21 protein-coding genes and 1 tRNA gene are annotated in these 23,939 nt (G+C 37.0%); 15 read left to right on the top strand and 7 right to left on the bottom strand.

The window, feature by feature from the left end:
* Positions 1-35: 35 nt before the first annotated feature.
* The 5 genes from nrdD to nrdG all read left to right on the top strand — a co-directional run bounded on the left by nrdD (position 36) and on the right by nrdG (position 4,554).
* A complete protein-coding gene (nrdD, locus tag SPB_RS10350; RefSeq protein WP_003102395.1) occupies positions 36-2,225 on the top strand; it encodes an anaerobic ribonucleoside-triphosphate reductase in 2,190 nt (729 codons plus the stop codon).
* A gap of 89 nt (positions 2,226-2,314) precedes the next feature.
* Positions 2,315-2,464, top strand: a complete 150-nt coding sequence (locus SPB_RS11405; RefSeq protein WP_003102372.1) for a hypothetical protein — start codon at positions 2,315-2,317, stop codon at positions 2,462-2,464.
* A 23-nt stretch (positions 2,465-2,487) separates the two neighbouring features.
* Positions 2,488-3,420, top strand: a complete 933-nt coding sequence (locus SPB_RS10355) for a Gfo/Idh/MocA family protein (protein WP_003105306.1) — start codon at positions 2,488-2,490, stop codon at positions 3,418-3,420.
* Positions 3,421-3,430: 10 nt separating this feature from the next.
* Complete coding sequence (locus tag SPB_RS10360) at positions 3,431-3,937, top strand: GNAT family N-acetyltransferase (protein ID WP_003105183.1); 507 nt, start codon at positions 3,431-3,433, stop codon at positions 3,935-3,937.
* 2 nt (positions 3,938-3,939) lie between these two features.
* On the top strand, positions 3,940-4,554 hold the full coding sequence (gene nrdG, locus SPB_RS10365) for an anaerobic ribonucleoside-triphosphate reductase activating protein (protein ID WP_003104313.1): 615 nt from the start codon (positions 3,940-3,942) through the stop codon (positions 4,552-4,554).
* Positions 4,555-4,671: 117 nt separating this feature from the next.
* Here the strand turns inward: nrdG and yaaA are convergent, their stop codons facing one another.
* Both yaaA and SPB_RS10375 read right to left on the bottom strand, forming a co-directional pair.
* Positions 4,672-5,403, bottom strand: a complete 732-nt coding sequence (gene yaaA / locus SPB_RS10370) for a peroxide stress protein YaaA (RefSeq protein ID WP_003105405.1) — start codon at positions 5,401-5,403, stop codon at positions 4,672-4,674.
* Positions 5,404-5,455: 52 nt separating this feature from the next.
* Complete coding sequence (locus SPB_RS10375) at positions 5,456-6,310, bottom strand: VOC family protein (RefSeq protein ID WP_003104582.1); 855 nt, start codon at positions 6,308-6,310, stop codon at positions 5,456-5,458.
* A 201-nt stretch (positions 6,311-6,511) separates the two neighbouring features.
* Between SPB_RS10375 and SPB_RS10380 the strand changes: the two genes are divergently transcribed.
* Positions 6,512-6,838 (top strand): winged helix-turn-helix transcriptional regulator, encoded by a 327-nt coding sequence (locus SPB_RS10380; RefSeq protein ID WP_003104509.1) that lies wholly within the window; start codon positions 6,512-6,514, stop codon positions 6,836-6,838.
* A 23-nt stretch (positions 6,839-6,861) separates the two neighbouring features.
* Here the strand turns inward: SPB_RS10380 and treR are convergent, their stop codons facing one another.
* Positions 6,862-7,575, bottom strand: coding sequence for a trehalose operon repressor (gene treR / locus SPB_RS10385; protein ID WP_037620338.1), 714 nt, complete (start codon positions 7,573-7,575; stop codon positions 6,862-6,864).
* A 221-nt stretch (positions 7,576-7,796) separates the two neighbouring features.
* Between treR and treP the strand changes: the two genes are divergently transcribed.
* The 8 genes from treP to SPB_RS10425 all read left to right on the top strand — a co-directional run bounded on the left by treP (position 7,797) and on the right by SPB_RS10425 (position 19,198).
* Positions 7,797-9,782, top strand: a complete 1,986-nt coding sequence (gene treP, locus SPB_RS10390) for a PTS system trehalose-specific EIIBC component (protein ID WP_003102755.1) — start codon at positions 7,797-7,799, stop codon at positions 9,780-9,782.
* A gap of 67 nt (positions 9,783-9,849) precedes the next feature.
* Positions 9,850-11,475: an alpha,alpha-phosphotrehalase gene (treC, locus tag SPB_RS10395; protein WP_003105838.1), complete on the top strand. Its 1,626-nt coding sequence runs from the start codon at positions 9,850-9,852 to the stop codon at positions 11,473-11,475.
* Positions 11,476-11,688: 213 nt separating this feature from the next.
* Positions 11,689-13,731: a BglG family transcription antiterminator gene (locus SPB_RS10400; RefSeq protein WP_003104854.1), complete on the top strand. Its 2,043-nt coding sequence runs from the start codon at positions 11,689-11,691 to the stop codon at positions 13,729-13,731.
* 4 nt (positions 13,732-13,735) lie between these two features.
* Positions 13,736-14,020 carry a PTS sugar transporter subunit IIB gene (locus SPB_RS10405; protein ID WP_003103797.1) on the top strand — a complete coding sequence of 95 codons (285 nt, stop codon included), beginning with the start codon at positions 13,736-13,738 and terminating at the stop codon, positions 14,018-14,020.
* Positions 14,021-14,032: 12 nt separating this feature from the next.
* Positions 14,033-15,373 (top strand): PTS ascorbate transporter subunit IIC, encoded by a 1,341-nt coding sequence (ulaA, locus tag SPB_RS10410; protein ID WP_003105031.1) that lies wholly within the window; start codon positions 14,033-14,035, stop codon positions 15,371-15,373.
* Positions 15,374-15,376: 3 nt separating this feature from the next.
* Complete coding sequence (locus SPB_RS10415) at positions 15,377-16,231, top strand: transketolase (RefSeq protein ID WP_003104065.1); 855 nt, start codon at positions 15,377-15,379, stop codon at positions 16,229-16,231.
* The gene (locus SPB_RS10420; protein WP_003105340.1) at positions 16,231-17,151 is read left to right on the top strand and encodes a transketolase family protein; all 921 of its coding nucleotides are present in this window, start codon (positions 16,231-16,233) and stop codon (positions 17,149-17,151) included. Before SPB_RS10415 ends, SPB_RS10420 begins: the two co-directional genes overlap by 1 nt.
* A gap of 151 nt (positions 17,152-17,302) precedes the next feature.
* Positions 17,303-19,198: a M13 family metallopeptidase gene (locus tag SPB_RS10425; RefSeq protein ID WP_003104456.1), complete on the top strand. Its 1,896-nt coding sequence runs from the start codon at positions 17,303-17,305 to the stop codon at positions 19,196-19,198.
* A gap of 82 nt (positions 19,199-19,280) precedes the next feature.
* On the opposite strand, the gene tsf is transcribed toward SPB_RS10425, so the two are convergent.
* From tsf to ahpC, 4 genes are all read right to left on the bottom strand, one after another.
* Entirely contained in the window at positions 19,281-20,321 is a 1,041-nt protein-coding gene (tsf, locus tag SPB_RS10430; protein WP_003103092.1) for a translation elongation factor Ts, read from the bottom strand.
* Positions 20,322-20,440: 119 nt separating this feature from the next.
* Complete coding sequence (rpsB, locus tag SPB_RS10435; RefSeq protein ID WP_003105621.1) at positions 20,441-21,208, bottom strand: 30S ribosomal protein S2; 768 nt, start codon at positions 21,206-21,208, stop codon at positions 20,441-20,443.
* Between the two features lie 221 nt (positions 21,209-21,429).
* Complete coding sequence (ahpF, locus tag SPB_RS10440) at positions 21,430-22,965, bottom strand: alkyl hydroperoxide reductase subunit F (RefSeq protein ID WP_003105216.1); 1,536 nt, start codon at positions 22,963-22,965, stop codon at positions 21,430-21,432.
* 32 nt (positions 22,966-22,997) lie between these two features.
* Complete coding sequence (gene ahpC, locus SPB_RS10445) at positions 22,998-23,558, bottom strand: alkyl hydroperoxide reductase subunit C (RefSeq protein ID WP_003103938.1); 561 nt, start codon at positions 23,556-23,558, stop codon at positions 22,998-23,000.
* Positions 23,559-23,846: 288 nt separating this feature from the next.
* On the opposite strand from ahpC, the gene SPB_RS10450 reads away from it, so the two are divergent.
* A tRNA-Cys gene (locus SPB_RS10450) sits at positions 23,847-23,917 on the top strand.
* The last annotated feature ends 22 nt before the right edge of the window (positions 23,918-23,939 follow it).

The following is a 23,939-nucleotide window of genomic DNA, read 5'->3' on the forward strand; positions in this document are numbered from 1 at the left end:
GTGATATAATAGTTCAAGTAAGGAGATTTGGACTAATGACACAAGAAAAAGTTTTAGAACAGCCAGATATAAGAGTAATTAAACGTGATGGTCGTCTCGTGAATTTTGACACCACTAAAATCTATAGCGCCCTATTAAAGGCAAGTGTGGAAGTGACGAAAATGTCACCAGTACTTGAAGCAAAATTAGAAGCAATATCGGAGCGTGTCATTGCCGAAATCCGCGACCGTTTCCCAAATAATATTAAAATATACGAAATTCAAAATATCGTAGAACATGAATTGTTGGCAGCTAATGAATATGCTATTGCTAAGGAGTACATTAATTACCGTACCCAACGTGATTTTGCGCGCTCTCAAGCAACTGACATTAATTTCACAATTGATCAATTATTGAATAAGGATCAATCTGTAGTTAATGAAAATGCCAATAAGGACAGTGATGTTTTTAATACGCAACGTGATTTAACTGCTGGGATTGTTGGCAAATCAATTGGGTTGAAGATGTTACCACCTCACGTGGCCAATGCCCACCAAAAAGGGGATATTCATTACCATGATTTGGACTATAGTCCTTATACACCAATGACTAATTGCTGTTTAATTGATTTTAAAGGGATGTTAGCCAATGGATTCAAAATTGGTAATGCTGAGGTTGAAAGTCCTAAATCAATTCAAACAGCGACAGCTCAGATTTCCCAAATCATTGCCAACGTTGCTTCTAGTCAGTACGGTGGTTGTACAGCAGATCGCATCGATGAATTTTTAGCCCCATATGCCGAATTGAATTATAAGAAGCATATGGCCGATGCTGAAAAATGGGTTGTTGAAGATAAGCAAGAAGAATATGCTTATGAAAAAACTCAAAAAGACATCTATGATGCAATGCAGTCCCTTGAGTATGAAATCAACACCTTATTTACGTCAAATGGGCAAACACCATTTACGTCACTTGGTTTTGGTTTAGGAACATCATGGTTTGAACGTGAAATTCAAAAAGCGATTTTGGAAATTCGGATCAAAGGTTTGGGTAGTGAACATCGTACAGCAATTTTTCCTAAACTCATTTTTACTGTTAAACGTGGATTGAATTTAGAAGAGGATTCACCAAACTACGATATTAAGCAATTAGCATTGGAATGTGCCACTAAACGCATGTATCCTGATATGTTATCATATGACAAGATTATCGACCTTACAGGCTCATTTAAGGCGCCTATGGGTTGTCGTTCTTTCCTTCAAGGTTGGAAAGATGAAAACGGGGTTGAAGTCAATTCAGGTCGTATGAATTTAGGTGTGGTAACCTTGAATTTACCTCGTATAGCCATGGAATCAAATGGCGACATGGAAAAATTCTGGGAATTATTTAATGAACGCCTATCAATCGGGAAAGATGCTCTTGTTTATAGAGTAGGTCGTGTCAAAGAAGCTACACCAGCTAATGCACCAATTCTTTATCAATATGGTGCCTTTGGCAAACGTCTTGATAAAGATGGTAATGTCGATGATTTATTTAAAAATCGCCGTGCAACAATTTCACTAGGTTATATTGGTCTATATGAAGTTGCTTCTGTCTTTTATGGCGGCGAATGGGAAGATAATCAAGAAGCTAAAGATTTCACGGTTTCAATCATTAAAGCAATGAAAGACGCTTGTGCAGATTGGTCGGATGAGTATGGTTACCACTTCTCAGTTTATTCAACTCCTTCTGAAAGCCTAACTGATCGTTTTTGTCGTCTAGATACAGAAAAATTTGGAAAAATTGAAAACATTACGGATAAAGAATATTACACCAACTCATTCCATTATGATGTTCGTAAAAATCCCACTCCGTTTGAGAAATTAGACTTTGAAAAAGTATATCCAGAATCTGGAGCCTCAGGTGGTTTCATTCATTATTGTGAATACCCAGTATTGCAACAAAATCCAAAAGCTTTAGAAGCTGTATGGGATTATGCTTACGACCGAGTTGGTTATCTTGGTACCAATACTCCGATTGATAGATGCTATGAGTGTCAATTTGAAGGTGATTTTGAAGCTACTGAACGTGGTTTTACTTGTCCTAACTGTGGTAATAATGATCCTAAAACAGTTGACGTTGTTAAAAGAACCTGTGGTTATTTAGGTAATCCACAAGCACGACCAATGGTTCATGGACGTCATAAAGAAATTACATCACGTGTAAAACATATGAATGGCTCAACAATTAAATATCCAGGCCTATAAAATAACTTTGGATAACTGATAAAAGATGTTATGATATTAAGGTTGCTTATAGCAAGCAATCTTTTATTTATCAAGAAAAGGAAAAAACAATGGGAAAATTTCAATTAGACTATAAAGGGATGCAACAAGTTGAACGATTTCATGAAAAAAATTCAACTAAAACAGCATCAAAAAAATTAGCAGGAAAAGATTTGAAAGCTCAATTTTTAGAAAAAGCTAAAAAAGCTGCGAAAAAATAAAGAACTGAGAAAGTTGGTTTATTATGTTGGAAATAGGAATTGTAGGACTAGGTGGGATTTCTCAGAAAGCATATTTACCTTATATGCGTCAATTACCAAATATTCACTGGCATTTATCAACTCGTAACCAACAAGTTAGACAGGAAGTTGCTAATTTATTTGGAAGTGCCTCTGTCTATTCTGACCTTGATGACTTAGCTAGTGTAAAATTGGATGGGGTTTTTATCCATGTTGCAACATCGGCACATTATCAGATTGCTAAAGTTTTCTTAGAAAAAGGCATTCCTGTTTATATGGATAAACCATTGACAGAAGACTATCAATTGAGTAAAGATCTCTATCAGATGGCAGCTGACAATGGGACTTTTCTAATGGCTGGCTTTAATCGACGCTTTGCACCCCGTGTCAAGGAGATGTCAACCTTGTCAAATAAGTGTAAAGTTTATGTTGAGAAGAATGATATTAATAGGCCTGGCCAAACTACATTTAAACTATTTGATTTCTTTATTCATCCACTAGACACAGCTTTATTTCTAGCTGATGGGGAACTCTTACATGGTAATTTTATTGTTCAAAGAGAAGAAAATCAAATCTGTCAAGTTGCAGTAAATGTTGTGACAAGCAATGAAATTATACATGTTGGCATGAATCTTCGCTCAGGTAGTCGCAGAGAAGTCATTGAAGTTCAATCACCAGAGCAGACATATCATCTGGAAAATTTAGATGAACTAACCGTCTTTGAAGGAACCAATAGTCATCGGATAGGATTTACTTCATGGGATACAACGCTTTATAAACGTGGCTTTGAGTCAATTATCAAAGAATTCATAGAGGCGCTCGAAAGCAAACAAAATCCAGTGTCACCTGAGACTAGTCTCTTAAGTCATTGGATTTGTGACCAAATCAATAAGTCAGAAATGAGTTTTGGAGAGTTAGACGTAAATTTACCAATGTAGAGGTTAAAAGATGCAATTAAGAAGACCTGATATAGATGATAAGGATTCTGTCATGGAAATGATGGCTGAATTTGAAGAACATGATTCTGCACATGATGGTGGTTTTTGGTCAAATGAGGAGTTTGATTATTCAAATTGGTTACAGCAAAACTATGATAATGAAGTGGGATTAAATTTACCCCCAAATAGGGTTCCCTCGATTCAATTTGTAGCCTTTGATGAGAATGGAAATGCATTTGGGTTTCTCAGTTTGAGATTACGTTTAAACGCCTACCTTATAGAATCAGGTGGTCATATTGGTTATTCTGTCAGACCAAGTCAGAGGAATAATGGCATTGCAAAATCGATGTTAAAAGAGGGGATAAAAGTTGCTAGGCAAAAAAATATCCAAGATGTCTTAATAACATGTCATGACAATAATCCGGCTAGTCGAGCAGTTATCATGGCTAATTTTGGTAAATTAGAAGATATCCGTAATCATGTAGAACGGTATTGGATTACTTTAAAAGTGAGGTAATAATGGAAGAAACAACATGGAATACACCTAAAGCTAAAGAATGGAAAAGTGAAGAACTTAGCCAAGGACGAGTGATTGATTATAAAGCTTTTAATTTTGTTGATGGTGAGGGTGTTCGAAATTCTTTGTATGTATCAGGTTGTATGTTTCACTGTAAAGGTTGTTATAATGCTGCCACTTGGTCTTTTAGAGCAGGGATACCCTATACCAACGTATTGGAAGAGCAAATTATGACCGACTTAGCTCAACCTTATGTACAAGGTTTAACGCTCCTTGGCGGGGAACCATTTTTAAATACAAGTTTCTTATTACCACTTATTAAGCGAATTAAAAGAGAATTGCCAGAAAAAGATATTTGGTCCTGGACTGGATATACTTGGGAAGAAATGATGCAAGAGACAGAAGATAAATTAGAGATGCTTTCTTTGATTGATATTCTTGTCGATGGGCGATTTGATATTAGTAAGAAAAATTTAATGCTACAATTTCGTGGCTCTTCAAATCAGCGAATTATTGATGTCAAAAAATCACTGGCCCAAGGACAAGTTCATATATGGGATAAGCTAAATGATGGTGACGCATCTTTTGAGCAAGTCAGTCGGGATCATTTACTTTAAAATAATCTTGAGAATGAGATTATCAAAGGATCTGAAGTAGTTTTCCTCAATTTATCCTCAAACTTATCCACAGCTTGTGCATAAGTCATAAAAAATGTGAATAAACTAAAAAGAGGCCTAGGCCTCTTTTTTAATATAAACAAAATGATCAGCATTAGATAAATCAGAAAAATAGCTGAAACCATTGAATTTCAAGGCTTTTAACTGTGATGAGGATTGGCAATTTGCTTCCATGGCTGCGGTTAAAAATGCGCCTCGAGCTTTTTTGGAAATTGTGGAATGGCTTTTGGGGATGCCGTCTTTTTCTTCTAAAAAGGTGATACTTATCCACAGTTTTCGTTTATCTGTGGAGAATATATCCTCAAATTCACTAGAAAGTAAAGAGATATAAACATCCTCAGGTGATAAAAATTGGTCGTAACGTGGACGCCAATAAGCTTTTAAATTTTGACCATTGATTTTTATTTTCGTTTGGAAGTCAAGTCGATGCTCTGCAATTGGGAAATCCATGGGGATAATACCATATAAAGATGAAGTAATATAAGTCCGTTTGGTTAAATAGTTTTCCTCTTTTTTACTGAGGTTTTCGCGTTTAATATAACGGTACATTAAGCCATTGAAGAGCTTATAAGCGGGATAAGTTAGGGCCTGATTTTGGTGGATTTCCCTGATTCGATTTAATTCTTTTTGCGCAGCTTCAGGCTTAATTTTGTAAACTGAGGCAAGTTCCTCCAAAGTCAGCTCTGCCATCATTGCAATAATTGGCTGGCTGAACTTGGGGATAAGTGGTGGAAAACTTTCTGTTGGCACTTTCATTTCCTTGGCCGTTGGAATCAGGAATTTTAACATAACTTCATTGTAGTAAAGTAAAAGCCCACTTGTCAAGAGTGGACTATCTGAATTATTTCACTAAAGTAACGTGTGTTCTTATCCCATCCAAGTCTTCAAGAAGATAATTATTCTTTTCTTTTTCAATGACGATCATGCCATGAAGCTGAGCTTTTTTAAATGTCGCATCAAAAAAAATCTGATCACTATACTCAATTGTTAGGTAATTTAGGCCAAGATTGCTCTCTTGATGTTTCTGCAAGCTAGGTCCACCCCAATTATTGAAGGCTAGGTGGTGGTGATACTGCCCTGAGGCGATCCATGAGGCAGTTGGAATCGTCATTTTGTTGCCCATTTGGAAAACTTTTTGATAAAGTTGAGACGACGCTAAGGCGTTATGGACACTAAGATGAACGTGACCAATTATTGTTGCTGGGTCTAACTTGTAAACCTCAGGAATTTCAGTTAAGTTATCAAGCATACTTTGACCATCCATTGGGTCTGTCACACCGATGATTTGCCCATCTTCTTTAACATCCCATTCGGAAACATCTTTATCGCGATAGATTTCGACACCATTTCCTTCGGGGTCGCTAATGTAAATGGCTTCACTGTAACCATGATCTGCGGCACCATCAAGTGGCGCTTGTGTAACCAAGATTTGCCGTAAGGCAAGGCCGAGAGCATTACGATTTGGAACTAAGATGGCAGTATGGTAAAGTCCATAAGTTGCTTCTTGGTCGGAGTTAACTAAGCGAAGTTCAATAATGGCTTCTTTGCCGTCAAAAGTTAGTAATGATTTGTTATCGTCTTGACTAAGAATGGATAAGCCAATAATTTCTGTGTAAAAGTTAGTCATATTTGTCAGGTCTTTGACATTTAGTGAGACCATTCCTAAGCGAATAGCTGAATTGTATGTGTAAGTCATATTTAAAATCTCCTGTATTGGTAATAAGTATATTTTATCGCCTTAGTTTCTAAATGAAAAGTAGGCACAATTTAGTAAGTAAGTTACTTATAAGTAACAAATGTGTAATTTAAGTGTTTTTAACCTACTTGTCACAAAAAATTTTTTAGGATATAATGTAAAGTAAGTTACAAAATGATACTAATGAAATGAGGTACCCCCATGTCAGAAGAAAATACAGTTTGCCCTGTGGAAACTACCTTATCCTTAATTGGGGATAAGTGGAAGATTCTGATCCTCAGGGATTTGTTGAAGGGGACCATGCGTTTTAGTCAGTTGCAAAAATCAATTGGCAAGGTCAGTCAAAAAGTTTTAACCAGTCAATTACGTGATATGGAAGCCCATGGTCTAGTTCACCGTGAAGTCTTTGCAGAAGTTCCACCTCGTGTTGAATATTCACTGACTGAAACGGGCCTTAGTCTAGAACCGGTCATCGATTCAATGCTAGCTTGGGGGCAAAACTACCAAGAAAAATATCTGACTAACTAAAGGAGGTGCTAGGCACCTCTTTTTTATTTTGGATTTCGTCTGGCAAAGTCAACAAATTTGAATTTTTCTAATTTATGCCGGCTTTCTGTAAATTGGAATTGTTCATTATTTGACAAATAGACTTTTGATTTCACAGAGACAACATGTTTGTCAGATCCTAAATCTAGTAAAATTTTATCCCGATCATTGATTTGGTCAATTGTAACTTCTTTTAAGGCAAAATCAATTGGTAAGTGGAGTTCTTTCTCCAAATATTGATAAAGTGATACTTCAGCAATTTCTCTTGAGATTGTAGGGACTATATCCTTATTCAAGTAATCAATGTCTAAAACTGAGGCAACGCCATCAACAACACGCTGACGGGTGATTCGCCAGATAATTGTATTTTCTTTGAAGCCAGTTAATTTTGAAACATATTTGTCTACAATTAATTTATCAATAGCAATAACATTTGTTTTCGAATCCATATTGAAGTAGGAAACTAACTCATGATAACTCGTTAATTCAGAAATGGGGAATAATATTTGATGGTGTTTGATGACTTGAGTTCCACGACCTTGTTGGCTTTTAACTAGTCCAGCTTTCGCTAGAAGGTTCAGTGACTTACGAATAGTATCTCTACTTGCATCATACTCTTTACAGAGTTCAATTTCAGTTGGTAAAAAGTCATCAATAGCATAAATTTCTTTGGCAATTTTTTCTTCTAAATCTTTGAAAATGCGTTCATATTTTTTCATAATCGTAATTATTTCTTTCATTTGTCTATTTTTTTACGGACAACCTATCTTATTTTAACAGAAATATCCTGATTTTCAAGCAAACAACTTGCCTACAAGTTTGGAATCGATTACAATTAAAGTATAAGCTAATTTAATATTGGTCTGTTACATCACTTATTCATTGAAAGCAACTGAATTATTCAGTCGGTTTTAATTATGGAAAAACTAGGGGAAATCAAATGGGAAAATTTGAAAATGAAGCTAAGACACTTCTTTCTGCCATAGGCGGTAAAGAAAACATCAAAGCTGTTACACACTGCGCAACCCGCATGCGTTTTGTTTTGAATGACAATAGCAAAGCTAATGTCAAAGAAATTGAAAAAATTTCTGCTGTAAAAGGAACTTTTACAAATGCTGGTCAATTCCAGGTTATCATTGGTAATGATGTTCCAATTTTTTATAATGATTTTACAGCTGTTTCTGGTGTAGAAGGCGTTTCGAAAGAAGTTGCTAAATCGGCAGCCAAAAGTAATCAAAATGTATTCCAACGTGTTATGACAATGTTGGCTGAAATTTTCACACCAATTATTCCAGCTATTATCGTTGGGGGTCTTATTTTAGGATTCCGTAACGTTATTGATAGTGTTCCATGGAGTTTCCTTGATGGGAAAACAATTGTAGAAGTTTCAAAATTCTGGGCTGGTGTTGATTCATTCTTATGGTTACCAGGGGAAGCAATTTTCCACTTCTTACCAGTAGGTATCACTTGGTCGGTAACTCGTAAAATGGGGACAACTCAAATCTTAGGTATCGTTCTAGGTATCTGTTTGGTTTCTCCACAATTACTTAATGCCTATGCAGTTGCAAGCACTCCAGCTTCTGAAATTGCTAAAAACTGGGTATGGGATTTTGGATCGTTCACAATTAACCGTATTGGTTATCAAGCTCAAGTTATTCCAGCTTTACTTGCCGGTTTAACATTAGCTTATCTTGAAATTTTCTGGCGTAAACGTATTCCAGAAGTAGTTTCTATGATTTTTGTACCATTCTTATCATTAGTTCCAGCAATTATCTTAGCCCATACGGTTTTAGGTCCTTTAGGTTGGACAATTGGTAAAGGTATCTCATTTGTAGTACTTGCTGGTTTAACTGGTCCAGTGAAATGGTTGTTCGGTGCTATCTTCGGTGCTTTATATGCGCCACTTGTTATCACTGGTTTGCACCATATGACAAATGCCATTGATACTCAATTGATTGCAGATACTGCAACTCATACAACAGGTCTATGGCCAATGATTGCACTTTCAAATATTGCACAAGGTTCTGCTGTATTTGCTTACTACTTAATGAACCGTCATAATGAGCGCGAAGCAGAAGTTTCTGTAGCAGCTACAATCTCAGCTTACCTAGGTGTAACTGAACCTGCATTATTTGGGGTTAACTTGAAATATGTTTATCCATTTGTTGCTGGTATGATTGGTTCTGGTGTTGCTGGCTTACTTGCAACAACAATGAACGTTCAAGCTAACTCTATTGGTGTTGGTGGACTTCCAGGTTTCATGGCAATCCACGTTAAATCAATGATTCCATTCTTTATCTGTATGGCAGTTGCTATTGCAATTCCAATGTTCTTAACTTTCTTTTTCCGTAAATCAAACATCATGACTAAAGCTGAAGATGAAGCAATTGCTGATCGTTTAGCTGATTCAGCAGTAGCGGCTCCTGTTGCTACTGAAGCGACATCAACTGTTGCTACTTCAGGTTCTAAAGTTGAAATGGTTAGCCCACTTACAGGTCAAGTAAAACCTTTAAGTGAAGCTGTTGACTCAGTATTTGCACAAGCAGTAATGGGACAAGGTGTTCTGATCCAACCAACCGAAGGTGAATTAGTTTCACCAGTTGATGGACAAGTGTCAGTATTGTTCCCAACTAAACATGCTGTAGGACTTGTTTCTACTGATGGCGTTGAAATTTTAATGCATATTGGTATGGATACCGTTAACCTAGATGGCCAAGGCTTCACAGCCCACGTTAACCAAGGTGATATTGTTAAAGCTGGCGACAAATTAATTTCATTTGATATGGAAGCAATTAAAGCTGCTGGATATCCAACTGAAACACCATTTGTTGTCACAAATCAAGATGCTTACGATGTTACTGTAGATGCTACTTTGCCATCTGAGATTTCTCGTAAACAACCATTAATGACTGCTGTTAAAAAATAAAAGAATTCAAATAGAGAGTACAGGAACTGGAGGCAGTTCCTGTCTCCATTTCTAGGGAGGAAGAGATATGGCTATTGACAAAAGAAAAGTTGTCTATCAAATTTATCCAAAATCATATAAAGATACTGATGGAAGTGGCGTAGGTGATTTACGTGGCATTATTGAAAAAATTCCTTATTTGCGTGAATTAGGAATTGACATGGTTTGGCTAAATCCCTTTTATCCAAGTCCACAACGAGATAATGGTTACGATGTAGCAGATTACACTGCTGTAAACCCTGATTTTGGAACTATGGAAGATTTTGAAGAACTAATCCGAGTTGGTCAGGAAAATAAGATTGACTTTATGTTAGATATGGTGTTAAACCATTGTTCTACGGAACACGAGTGGTTCCAAAAAGCATTAGCTGGTGATAAATACTATCAAGATTTCTTCATTTTAAGAGATCAACCAACAGATTGGTTATCAAAATTTGGTGGTAATGCATGGGCACCGTTTGGTGATACTGGCAAATATTATCTTCATTTATTTGATGTGACACAGGCTGACTTGAATTGGAGAAATCCTAATGTTCGCGAAGAACTCTTTAAAGTTGTTAATTTCTGGAAAGATAAAGGCGTAAAAGGTTTCCGTTTTGATGTTATTAACTTGATTGGTAAAGATGAAGTCTTAGAAGATTGTGCTATCAATGATGGTAAACCTGCTTACACTGACCGACCAATTACGCACGAATACCTAAAGATGATGAATAATGCCAGCTTTGGTAAAGATGATTCATTTATGACAGTTGGTGAAATGTCTGCAACGACTATTGAAAATTGTATTCTTTATACAGCTCCTGAACGGGAAGAATTATCAATGGCATTTAATTTCCACCATTTAAAAGTTGACTACAAAGATGGTCAAAAATGGACCTTAATGGATTTTGATTTTATTACCTTGCGTGACCTTTTCCATTCTTGGGGTGAAGGAATGAGTGTTGGTAATGGTTGGAATGCTTTATTCTACAATAACCATGACCAACCACGTGCATTGAATCGTTTTGTAGATATCCAAAACTTCCGTGAGGAAGGTGCGACAATGCTTGCTGCTTCAATTCACTTATCACGTGGAACACCTTATATTTATATGGGTGAAGAAATTGGTATGGTTGATCCTGATTATGATACCATGACTGACTACGTTGATATTGAAAGTTTAAATGCCTATCAAATGCTTCTAGATGAAGGTAAGACTGAAGAAGAAGCTTTTACAATTATTAGTGCAAAATCTCGGGACAATTCACGTACACCAATGCAATGGGATGCCAGTAAAAATGCTGGATTTACTACTGGAATTCCATGGCTCAAAGCAGGTAAGACTTACAAAGAAATTAATGTTGAAGCAGAGAAGAATGGAAAGATTTTCCCATTCTATCAAAAATTAATTCAATTACGTAAAGAAATGCCATTAATCTCTGAGGGAGATTATAAAGCAGCTCTCAAAGATAGTGAGCGCATTTATGCCTTTGAACGTGAGTTGGATGGACAAAAATTATTAGTCCTAAATAATTTCTATTCTGATCAAGCTCAAGTTGAACTGCCAATTGAGTATCAAAATGGACGAGTGTTAATTAGTAATTATGAGGTCGACTTAGTTGGTACAAATCTAACTTTAGAAGCTTATCAAACAATTGCAATTCTCGCTAAATAATATAGAAATAAAGATATAAGCCTAAGGAAAGAGGTAGATGATACCTGTTTTGCTTGGGCTTTTTTGTGTTCTCATCTGCTTAGAGGCATTGTATAATAGGATTATCTGACTTTAGCACAAAGTATTTTAAATAATAGATAGATTAAATTGTGCCCAATAGGGACTAGGAAGCTCTCGGTCAATAGTCTAAAATGAAAGAGGAAAGGTAAGGTTATGGTTGATAATAAATCACTAGTAATATTGATGACGTTGATTAGAAATCAACAACTTTCTCTTTATGAATTATCTGTAAAGACAAAGTTTTCCATAAAAACTTTAAAAGATGAAATAGCAACAATCAATCAGTTGTTAGAAGCAAATAAATTTCCCCAACTTGTCATCTCTAATGGCAACTACAGCCTTTCAAAAAAGTTAGAAAATAAGTCACAATTAATTTTTAACTTATTAAATTCACAGCATATTTTTCTTGGACAAGAAGAAAGAATAGCTTTTATTTACCTTTATACCTTTTGTCGGAAAGATTTTGTATCCAATACTCACTATCAATATTTTTTGAAAGTCAGTAAAAATACGACCTTAACGGATATCAAGGCTTTACGTTCCTTAATGGCCAGTTACCAATTGAAGTTAATCTACTCTCGTCAACTTGGCTATACCTTAAGAGGCAAAGAACAAGATAAACACCGGATGGCTATCAAGATAATCACGGATTTGATTCAATCAGCCAATGGACGATGGGCCCTTGACTACATTCTATCTGAGTGGGATTATAAGGTTTCTTATGAGTTACTGGAGCAGAAAGTCACTGATTATTATCAGACTTTCCAAATGACACCAATTCTCGATCGTTTGAAAGAGTGTCTCTACATTATTATCTTTATCCTTAGTCGTTATCAGCGTCCTGTTATTCGAATCGAAGATAACCGGACACCGATTTCCAAGGAAATAGAAGATCTGATTAGTTTGGTGGCAAATGAGGTTAAGCAAGAGGAGAAGGTCGATTTAGAGCTCACAGATCCTCAACAAAATTATCTGCGACTTTTGCTTTCGGGGTCTTTTGAAGGTGACCAGGATAGTGATGACTATTATTTTAGTGAGTTGACATTAGAAATCATTAATCAGTTGGAGGGCATATCATTGTTGCGCTTTGAAGATAAGGGAGCTATGTTGGCAACCATGAAGCGTCATCTGATTCCAGCTTATTATCGACTGCAATTTGGTTTATCTTCATCAAATGATTATGCTTATCGGATTAAGCAGGATTACCCAGAGCTTTTTACCATGGTTCGGCAAGCCTTGCAACCACTTGAAAGAGAAGTGGGTTATCCAATTCCATCCAGTGAAATTGCTTATTTTGTCTTACATTTTGGTGGCTACTTACACCAGCAAAAATCAGTCTTTGAAAGCAAATATCGGGCAGTCATTATCTGTCCTAATGGGGTTAGTTCCTCCTTAATCATTAAGGAAAATTTAAAAATCCTTTTTCCTCAGCTCAGTTTTCAAGGTATTTCACGAGTTGATCAGTTAGATGGTATCGACCCAAATGATTATGACATGATTTTTTCGACTATCATTTTGGATAGAAAAAAGCCATGTTACTTAGTACCAATGATAATGACCGAAGAACAATCTTTTCAACTAGTTGACTTGGTTTGTCAAGATTTTCCAAATCTTGCTGATGAGGATTTAGAAGTTGAAAAAATACTTACTACTATTAAGCATTACGCTACAGTGACTAAGGAAAAAGAACTACGGATTGCATTGCGTAAAATATTGAAACAAGATTTATTAAGAAAGGACGTGAGCCCCTTGCTGCACGAATTAATTACAGAACAGACTTATCAAACCAGCTCACAAAAGCTAGATTGGAAAGAAGCAATCAAACTGGCTGCTCAGCCATTGCTTGATCAAGGAAAAATTACGGACCATTATCCCCAAGCAATGATTGAAAAGGTGGAGGAATTTGGACCATTTATCAATCTTGGGAAAGGGATAGCCATTCCACATGCCAGACCCGAAGATGGTGTCGTCGATGTGGGTATGTCCATGTTAGTCCTTGAACAGCCAATTTACCTTTTGGATGATCCCAAGCAAGAAATCCATTTACTGATTTGTATCGCTGCTGTGGATAATGAAACCCATCTAAAGGCTTTGTCACAATTAACCACAATTTTAAGAGATAATGAGCATGTTAAGGTATTACTTGCTTCACGTAACTACCAGGAAATAAAAAAAATTATTAATCAGGAGGCGTAATATAATGTTAAGAATTGGTACAGCATGTGGCTCAGGGTTGGGCTCAAGTTTTATGGTACAAATGAATATCGAATCTATTCTTAAAGATCTTGGTGTCACTGATGTTGAAGTAGAGCATTATGACCTAGGAGGCGCAGATCCTTCTGCAGCTGATGTATGGATTGTGGGACGTGACCTAGAAGATTCTGCTGGGCACCTTGGGGATGTTCGTATCCTGAACAGTATTATTGATATGGATGAATTAAGAGAATTGGTTACAGCTATCTGTCAGGAAAAAGGATTAATCTAGGAGGAGAGAGAAATGAAATTTTTAGTTGATATTGCCAGTACACCAGCTATTTTGGTTGCCTTGATTGCGGTTATTGGTCTCTTGCTTCAAAAAAAAGCAACACCTGATATTGTCAAGGGTGGTATTAAAACTTTCGTTGGCTTCCTTGTTGTATCTGGCGAGGCCGGTATTGTACAAAGTTCATTAAATCCATTTGGAACAATGTTTGAACACGCCTTCCATCTGTCAGGCGTAGTACCAAATAATGAAGCAATTGTGGCTGTTGCTTTGACAAAATATGGTTCAGCAACCGCTCTAATCATGTTTGCAGGTATGATTTTCAACATTCTTATTGCCCGCTTTACAAAGTTTAAATACATTTTCTTAACTGGTCACCATACGCTTTATATGGCATGTATGATTGCTGTGATAATGAGTGTCTCTGGATTTAAGTCAGCATCACTTATCATCTTTGGCGGTTTAGCATTAGGTATTATTATGAGTATCTCTCCTGCATTTGTTCAAAAATTTATGATTCAATTGACAGGTAATGATAAAGTAGCTTTGGGGCACTTTAGTTCACTTGGCTACTGGCTAAGTGGAACTATCGGTGGTTTAGTTGGTGACAAATCTAAATCAACTGAAGATATTAAATTTCCAAAATCTTTATCTTTCTTACGTGATAGTACAGTAAGTATTACTATTTCAATGGCCATAATTTACTTGATTGTTGCGATTTTTGCTGGACCAGGATGGATTGCTAAAGAATTGAGTAATGGAACACACGGACTTGTATTTGCTCTTCAATTAGCTGGACAATTTGCTGCAGGTGTCTTTGTAATTCTTGCAGGGGTTCGTCTCATTTTGGGTGAAATTGTCCCTGCCTTCAAAGGTATTTCAGAAAAATTGGTTCCAAATTCAAAACCTGCTTTGGATTGTCCAATTGTTTATCCATATGCACCTAACGCAGTATTACTTGGTTTTATTTCAAGTTTTGCAGGTGGGTTAGTAAGTATGGCTGTGATGATTATGACTGGTACAACAGTTATTTTACCAGGAGTTGTCCCTCATTTCTTCTGTGGAGCTACTGCAGGTGTTATTGGTAATGCTGCAGGTGGTGTTAGAGGAGCAACTGTAGGTGCATTTATGCAAGGGGTATTAATTAGTTATCTTCCAATCTTCTTGATGCCAGTACTTGGTGGACTAGGATTTAAAGGAACAACCTTCTCTGATGCAGACTTTGGTTTATCAGGTATCGTTCTTGGCATGCTTAATAAAATCGGTGGTGCGACTGCTATTGCTATTGGACTTGTTCTTATTTTAGTAACCCTCGTAGCATTCTCATTTGTAGGAAAACAATCTAAGGAGGCGTAATGAATGACCTTAAGTGAAGCAAAACTAGCAGAACTAGAACAGTTTGCTCTAGAGATTAGAGTGAATATATTAGAAACGCTGAACCATTTGGGCTTTGGTCACTATGGTGGAAGTTTGTCAATTGTTGAAACATTGGCAGTTCTCTATGGTGAAATCATACCAATGACCCCAGAGCTTTTTAGCAAGAAAGATCGTGATTATTTTGTTTTATCAAAAGGTCATGCTGGGCCGGCCCTCTATAGTACCTTGTACCTAAAAGGATTTTTTAATCAAGAGTTTCTTCATTCTTTAAATGCAAATGGAACACGACTTCCTTCACATCCTGATAAAAATTTAACACCTGGAGTTGACATGACAACAGGGTCATTGGGACAGGGTGTGAGTGTAGCCACCGGTATTGCATATGCCCAAGTAATTGAAAAATCAGACCACTTCACATATACAATTGTTGGTGATGGTGAATTGAATGAGGGACAGTGTTGGGAAGCATTCCAATTTGCTGCGCATCAAAAATTATCAAACTTATTTGTTTTCGTCGATGACAATAAAAAACAATTGGATGGTTTGACTGAAGAAATCTGTCAACCAGGTGATTATGTTCAAAAATTTGAAGCTTTTGGTTTTGAAGCTGTCCGTGTCGATGGTAGTAGCATTCTAGCAATTTATGATGCAATATTAGCTTTAAAATTATCTAATAGCTCTAAACCTAAGTGCATTGTTTTAGATACAATTAAAGGTCAAGGTGTATCATTAATTGAAAATATGACTTCTAACCACCATTTAAGACCAGATCAGGCACAACTCTCCGCTTTAAGTTCTGCAGCAAATGATTTGAGAAAAGAATTGGAGGTTGACTAATGACTAGACAAACAAAAGAAATGCGCCATGTTTATCGTGACTTTTTAGCCGAAGTGAGTGATAGTCATCCTCAAGTAGCAGCACTTGAAGCAGATTTATCAAGTTCAATGGCTACTAACAACTTATCTCAGAGGTTAGGCAAACGTTTTGTCAACTTGGGAATAATGGAAGCGCAGATGATTGGATTAGGGGCCGGATTAGCCGTAAAAGGCTACCATCCTTATATACATACTTTTGGTCCGTTTGCTTCTAGACGTGTTTTTGACCAACTATTTATCTCCCTTGGTTACGCACAGTTACAAGCGACAATTATTGGTTCAGATGCAGGTGTGAGTGCTGAGATGAATGGTGGAACACATATGCCATTTGAAGATTTAGGATTACTCCGCTTGGTTCCAAAAGCTACTGTTTATGAAGTCAGTGATGACATCCAATTTGAGGCTGTTTTGCAAGAAACATTAAGTATTTCAGGACTATCCTATATTAGAACGATTCGTAAAAAACCACTTCCGATATATGAAGCTGGCGAAGATTTCTCACAAGGGTACAAAGTTCTTCGTAGTGGCAAGGATGCAACAATTGTTGCTTCTGGTATCATGGTCGCAAAAGCAATGGAAGCAGCAGAGCTCTTATCAGAAAAAGGAAAAGAAGTTGAAGTTGTTGACCTCTTTAGAATTAAGCCATTACCGGAATCATCAATAGCTAATCTTATTGGGAAAACAATTGTTACTGTAGAAAATCATAATCAAATTGGTGGTCTTGGGTCTGCTATTTGTGAAGCACTATCAACAGAGAAAAATACATCTGTTACTCGAATGGGTGTAAAAGAGTCCTTTGGTCAAGTCGGAAAAAGTGATTACCTACTTGATGTTTATGGCTTATCTACTAATCACATTGTTGAAACAGTCATGTCCTTATGAAAAAAATGAGCAGCTTATACGAAGCTGCTCATTTTTTAAAATGGTGTTTAAAGCTGAATATTCTTAGTTTTTTTACTAGAAATTTGGTACAATGTAAGAGATTACACTGCTTTTTAATAAGTAATAGCAGTAACTATTAGAAGGAGACATAATGGTCGATTATAAAGAAAATTTTTATCACGCTGTTAATGGTAAATGGGCTGAAACAGCTGTAATCCCTGATGATAAACCTAGAACTGGTGGATTTTCAGACTTAGCTGATGAAATTGAAAATTTCATGTTAGAGACAACAGACAAATGGTTAGCAGGGCAAGAACAACCTCAAGATGCTATTTTAGGAAACTTTATTAAGTTTCACCAAATGACATCAGATTATGCTAAACGTGAAGAAGTAGGTGTACAACCTGTCTTACCTTTGATTGAAGAATACCAAAATTTAAACTCGTTTGAAGAATTTGCCTCTAAGATTGCTGAATTCGAAATGACTGGTAAACCAAACCTCTTCCCATTTGGTGTAGCACCTGACTTTATGAATGCTCAGTTAAATGTACTTTGGGCAGAAGCACCATCTATTTTATTACCAGATACAACTTATTATGAAGAAGGGCACGAAAAAGCTGATGAATTGCGTCAGGTTTGGCGTCAGTCACAAGAAAAAATTCTGCGGAACTTTAATTTTTCAGACGAAGAAATTTCGGACTTATTAGATAAAACACTTGAACTAGATAAGCAATTGGCACAGTATGTTCTTTCGCAAGAAGAAGCGTCTGAATATGTTAAGCTTTATCATCCATACGAATGGGCTGACTTTAGCAAATTAGCTCCAGAATTGCCATTAGATGCTATCTTTACGCAAATCTTAGGTCAGGTTCCAGATAAGGTTATTGTTCCTGAGGAACGCTTTTGGACGAAATTTGCTTCTCGCTATTATTCTGAAGCAAATTGGGACTTGTTGAAAGCTGATTTAATCATTGGTGCTGCCAATGCCTATAATTCCTATTTAACAGATGCGATTAGGGTTGAATCTGGTGTTTATGGCCGTGCGCTCTCAGGAACACCTCAAGCCATGAATAAGAAAAAAGCTGCTTACTATCTCGCACAAGGACCTTACAGTCAAGCAATTGGTTTATGGTATGCTGATAAGTTCTTCTCACCTGAGGCGAAAGCTGATGTGGAGCACAAAGTTGCTACGATGATCGATGTTTACAAATCGCGTTTACAAGCCGCTGATTGGCTAGCACCAGCTACACGTGAAAAAGCGATTATTAAACTAAATGTGATTACACCACACATTGGTTATCCGGAACAATTACCTGAAACTTATGCTAAGAAAATTATCGATGAGAGTCTATCATTAGTTGAAAATGCGCAAAAATTAGCGGCTATTTCAATCGCTCACAGTTGGAGTAAATGGAATCAACCTGTTGATCGGAAAGAATGGCATATGCCTGCTCATATGGTCAATGCTTACTATGATCCGCAACAGAATCAAATTGTCTTTCCTGCGGCCATCTTACAAGCACCTTTCTACTCATTAGAACAAAGTTCTTCAGCCAACTATGGCGGTATTGGAGCTGTTATTGCCCATGAAATTTCACACGCCTTTGATACTAACGGTGCTTCCTTCGATGAACATGGATCATTGAAAGATTGGTGGACTGAGGCAGACTACACAGCCTTTAAAGAAAGAACTGATAAGGTTGTTGACCAATTTGAAGGTTTGGATTCCTATGGAGCCAAGGTTAATGGTAAGTTAACTGTTTCTGAAAATGTAGCAGACCTTGGTGGTGTGGCTTGTGCTTTGGAAGCTGCCAAAAAAGAGGCTGACTTCTCAGCGCGTGATTACTTTGTTAACTTTGCTCGTATTTGGCGGATGAAAGCTCGCCCTGAATTTATGCAAATGATGGCGACAGTTGATGTGCATGCACCAGGAGAATGGCGTACAAATGTTACGCTTACAAACTTTGATGAATTCCATCAAGAGTTCGGCGTAACTGAAGGAGACTTTATGTGGCGTCGTCCTGAAGATAGGGTTATTATTTGGTAATAGAAAAGGTTGAGCCTAAGCTCAACCCTTTTTATGAGAGAAAAAAACCTTGAACCAGTTGAGTTCAAGGTTTTTGTGGTTCTTAGTTATTAAGAGCAGCAGCCATTGTAGCAGCAACTTCTGATTCGAAGTCGTTAGCTTTTTTCTCGATACCTTCACCAACTTCAAAACGTGCAAATGAGATTGCTTTTGCGTTTACTGAGTTTAGGTATTGTTCAACAGTTTTGCTGTCATCCATGATGTAAACTTGTGCTAAAAGTGTGTATGCTTGGTCAACTTTTGTGTTATCAAGCATGAAACGATCCATTTTACCTGGAATGATTTTATCCCAGATTTTTTCAGGTTTACCTTCAGCAGCTAATTCAGCTTTGATATCTTCTTCAGCTTTAGCAATAACTTCATCTGATAATTGAGCTTTTGATCCATAAGTTAAGAATGGAAGTGGAGCTTTATCAACCATTGCACGTGATTCGTTATCAAGTTCAATAGCATGGTTAAGTTGTGCTAATTCATCGTGTACAAATTGAGGATCAAGTTCAGTGTATGAAAGAACAGTTGGTTTCATAGCTGCAACGTGCATTGCTACTTGTTTAGCAAGAGTTTCATCGCCACCTTCGATAACAGTGATAACACCAATGCGTCCACCGTTATGTTGGTACGCACCAAAGTGTTGTTCGTCATTTTTTTCAATAAGTGCAAAACGACGGAATGAAATTTTTTCACCGATAGTAGCAGTTGCATTTACATATGCATTAGCTAATGTTTCACCAGAAGGCATAGTTAATTCAAGTGCTTCTTCGTTGTTAGCAGGTTTACCTTCAGCAATAACTTTGGCTGTTTCGTTAACTAATTCAACGAATTGAGCATTTTTTGCTACAAAGTCTGTTTCAGCATTAACTTCAACAACAGCAGCAACATTACCATTTACGTAAACACCAGTTAAACCTTCAGCGGCAACACGGTCAGCTTTCTTAGCAGCTTTAGCCATACCTTTTTCACGGAGTAATTCAACTGCTTTGTCCATGTCTCCGTCAGTTTCAACAAGTGCTTTTTTAGCGTCCATAACGCCGGCACCAGATTTTTCACGCAACTCTTTTACAAGTTTTGCTGTAATTTCTGCCATTAGTAAAATCCTCCAAAAATAATTTTTTATCAATTTAAAAAAACGGAACAGAGCGGTTTGCTTCTGCCCCGTTTGGTTTTTCGATTGTCAAAGACTAATCATTCAAAATCTTAAGTGAATTAAGCGTTGTCGCCTTCAACAACTTCAACGATTTCTTCGATTGAATCTGCTTTAGCTTCAGTTTCAAAGTTAACGTCTGCATCTTCACCTTGACGGCCTTCGATAACAGCGTCAGCTAATTTAGCAGTGATTAATTTAACGGCGCGGATAGCGTCATCGTTAGCTGGGATGATAACATCGATATCATCTGGATCAGCATTAGTATCAACCATAGCTACAACTGGAATACCAAGTTTTTTAGCTTCTTTAACAGCGATTTGTTCTTTATGTGGGTCAACAACGTACATTACGTCTGGGATACGAGGCATATCTTCGATACCACCTAGGAATTTTTCAAGACGTGCACGTTGTTTGTTAAGAAGTGAAACTTCTTTTTTAGGAAGAACTTCAAAAGTTCCTTCTTCTTCCATACGTTTGATTTCTTTCAAACGAGCGATACGTTTTTGGATTGTTCCCCAGTTAGTAAGAGTTCCACCTAACCAACGGTGGTTGATGAAGTATTGACCAGCACGAGTTGCTTCGTCTGCAACAGCTTCAGCAGCTTGTTTTTTAGTACCAACGAACAAGATAACAGCGTCATTTGCTGCAGCGTCACGAACAAATTCGTAAGCTTGGTCAGCTAATTTAACAGTTTGTTGTAAGTCGATAACGTGGATTCCGTTACGTTCTGTAAAGATGTATTTAGCCATCTTAGGGTTCCAGCGACGAGTTTGGTGGCCAAAGTGAACACCAGCCTCTAATAGTTGTTTCATTGAAATTACTGCCATGAGTAGTTTCTCCTTCATAATGTTTTTTTCCTCTCTTAAACTTCAGCTTGCAGACTAACCCAAAGGGCAACAAGTCAACAATTGGTTTAAGATGAGTATTTGTCGCACAAACGACATGACCATTCTATCAAAAATATTCAATTTATGCAAGTCAATCTCACTTTAATAAAACAAAAAAAACTACTCAGAAACTGTGATTAGTTAAAGAGTAGTTTGAATTATTATTGACGGATTAAGTAGTCAAATGCGCCAATGGCAGCAGTTGCTCCTGATCCCATAGAAATGATAATTTGTTTATAAATAGAGTTTGTACAATCACCAGCAGCAAAGATACCAGGAATATTTGTAGAACCATGGCCGTCAACGACAATCTCGCCTCGGTCAGTTAATTCAATTCCACTATCTTTAAGCCATTGGGTATTCGGTATAAGTCCAATTTGGACAAAGACACCTTCCAAGTCAACATGCTTTTCTTCTTGGCTTTCTCGGTCAGTGTAGTTGAGACCTGTTACATGATCTTGACCGACAATATCTTTCGTTGCTGCATTAGTAATAATGGTTAAATTATTTGTTTTTGCAGCGCGATCTTGAAGGACTTGATCGGCTTTTACTTCAGGTAAAAACTCTAAGACAGTTACTTGTTTACATAAACCAGCTAAGTCTAAGGCAGCTTCCATACCTGAATTACCGCCACCTATAACAGCAACATCTTTTCCTTCAAATAGTGGTCCGTCACAATGTGGACAGTAGGTCACCCCTTTGTTACGGAACTCATCTTCACCTGGAACATTGATGTTACGCCATTTTGCCCCAAGGGCTAGGATTGCTGTTTTAGCTTGTAATACAGCACCATTAGCAAGTGTTACTTCAATTAAATCTTCTTTTTTAGCAATCGAAGTAGCTAACTGAACTTTGATAATATCAACATTATAAGATTTTGTATGCTCTTCAATTTGGGCCATTAATTTAGGACCTTCAGTATAAAGAGTACCAATCATATTTTCAATGCCGACAGTCTCCATTACTTGTCCACCGAAAGTTTCAGCTAGAAGGCCAGTTTTCAGTCCTTTACGCGCAGCGTAGATTGCAGAGCTATTGCCCGCAGGGCCACCGCCAATGACAAGGACATCATATACGCCTTTTTCTGAAAAATTGTCAGCAGAGGCTGGGCCGGTAATCTTTTCCAATAGCTGTTCAACAGTGGTACGTCCTGAAGAAAAGACTTGGTTATCTAGGTAGACCGTTGGGACGGCCATGATTCCTCTTTCTTTAACCTCGTCTTGGAACATGCCACCTTCAATCATGGTGTGTGAAATCTTAGGATTTAAGACTGACATGATATTAAATGCCTGTACTACATCAGGACAATTATGACATGATAAACTAACATAAGTTTCAAAATGAAGCTCTTTATCAATTGCTTTAATTTGATTCGCCAGCTCTTGTTCAATCTTTGGTGGTCGACCAGAAACTTGTAACAAAGCTAAAACAAATGATGTGAATTCATGTCCGAGTGGAATACCAGCAAATTCAACACCACTTTCTTTATCTAATTGGGCAATTTTAAAACTGGGTTGTCTAGTTAGTGATTTTTCCTCGATGGTAATTTTACTAGACATGTTTGCTATTTCTTCTAAAAACTCTTTTACGTTTTTAGAATTTTGATCATCACCAAGGTTTGCTTGAAAGACAATATCAGATTCTAATAGATCAAGGTATTGTTTGAGTTGGTTCTTAATATCTGGAGTAAGCGACATAAATTCCCTCCTTATCTATTGAAAAAAATTAACTAAATTTTACCAACTAAATCTAGACTTGGAGTTAATGTTTCAGATCCTTCTTTCCACTTAGCGGGACATACTTCACCTGGATGTTGACGAATATATTGAGCAGCATGGATTTTGTCAATTAGAGTGCTTGCATCACGTCCGATACCATCGGCATTGATTTCCATCATTTGGATGATGCCATCTGGATCAATGATAAATGTTCCACGTTGAGCTAAGCCGTCTTCTGATAAGACCTCGAAAGCTTCTGAAATTTTATGTGAAGGGTCACCAATCATTGTATACTCAATTTTTCCAACAACTTCAGAGTCATCATGCCATGCTTTATGGACAAAGTGAGTATCTGTAGAAACTGAGTAGACTTCAACACCTAATGATTTAAGAGATGCATATTGATCTTGTAAGTCACCAAGTTCAGTTGGACAAACAAAAGAGAAATCTGCAGGGTAGAAACAGAAAATTGCCCATTTCCCTTTAATATCCTCACTAGTAACAGTGATAAACTCGCCATTATGATATGCGTCCGCTGAAAATTCAAGAATTTCTTTTCCGACTAAAGGCATTTACAAGTCCTCCTTCTTTTTTATACTTGTATTATAGGCAAAGAAATAATAAAAGTCTATTGAAAAAAGCTAGTAAAACAGGGCAATTATCAGAAAATTCTAGTGGTATGAGATTGTTCTTAAATTAGAAATAATTTAAATAGCACTGTTGCAATATTTAGAATGATTCTAATTGTTAAAAATATTGAACTAGGTTAGAAAAAAATTCCAAAAGTTTTTTTGATCCTATATTGAAGTTAAATTTATCTTGACCTTTACTGGAATTTAGGGTAAAATTATTACTGTTGTGGCGGTATAGCCAAGTGGTAAGGCACGGCTCTGCAAAAGCTTGATCGTCGGTTCAAATCCGTCTACCGCCTTCATCCAAGCATTCGTCGGGAT

Source organism: Streptococcus parauberis NCFD 2020 (assembly GCF_000187935.1).
GTDB lineage: Bacteria > Bacillota > Bacilli > Lactobacillales > Streptococcaceae > Streptococcus > Streptococcus parauberis.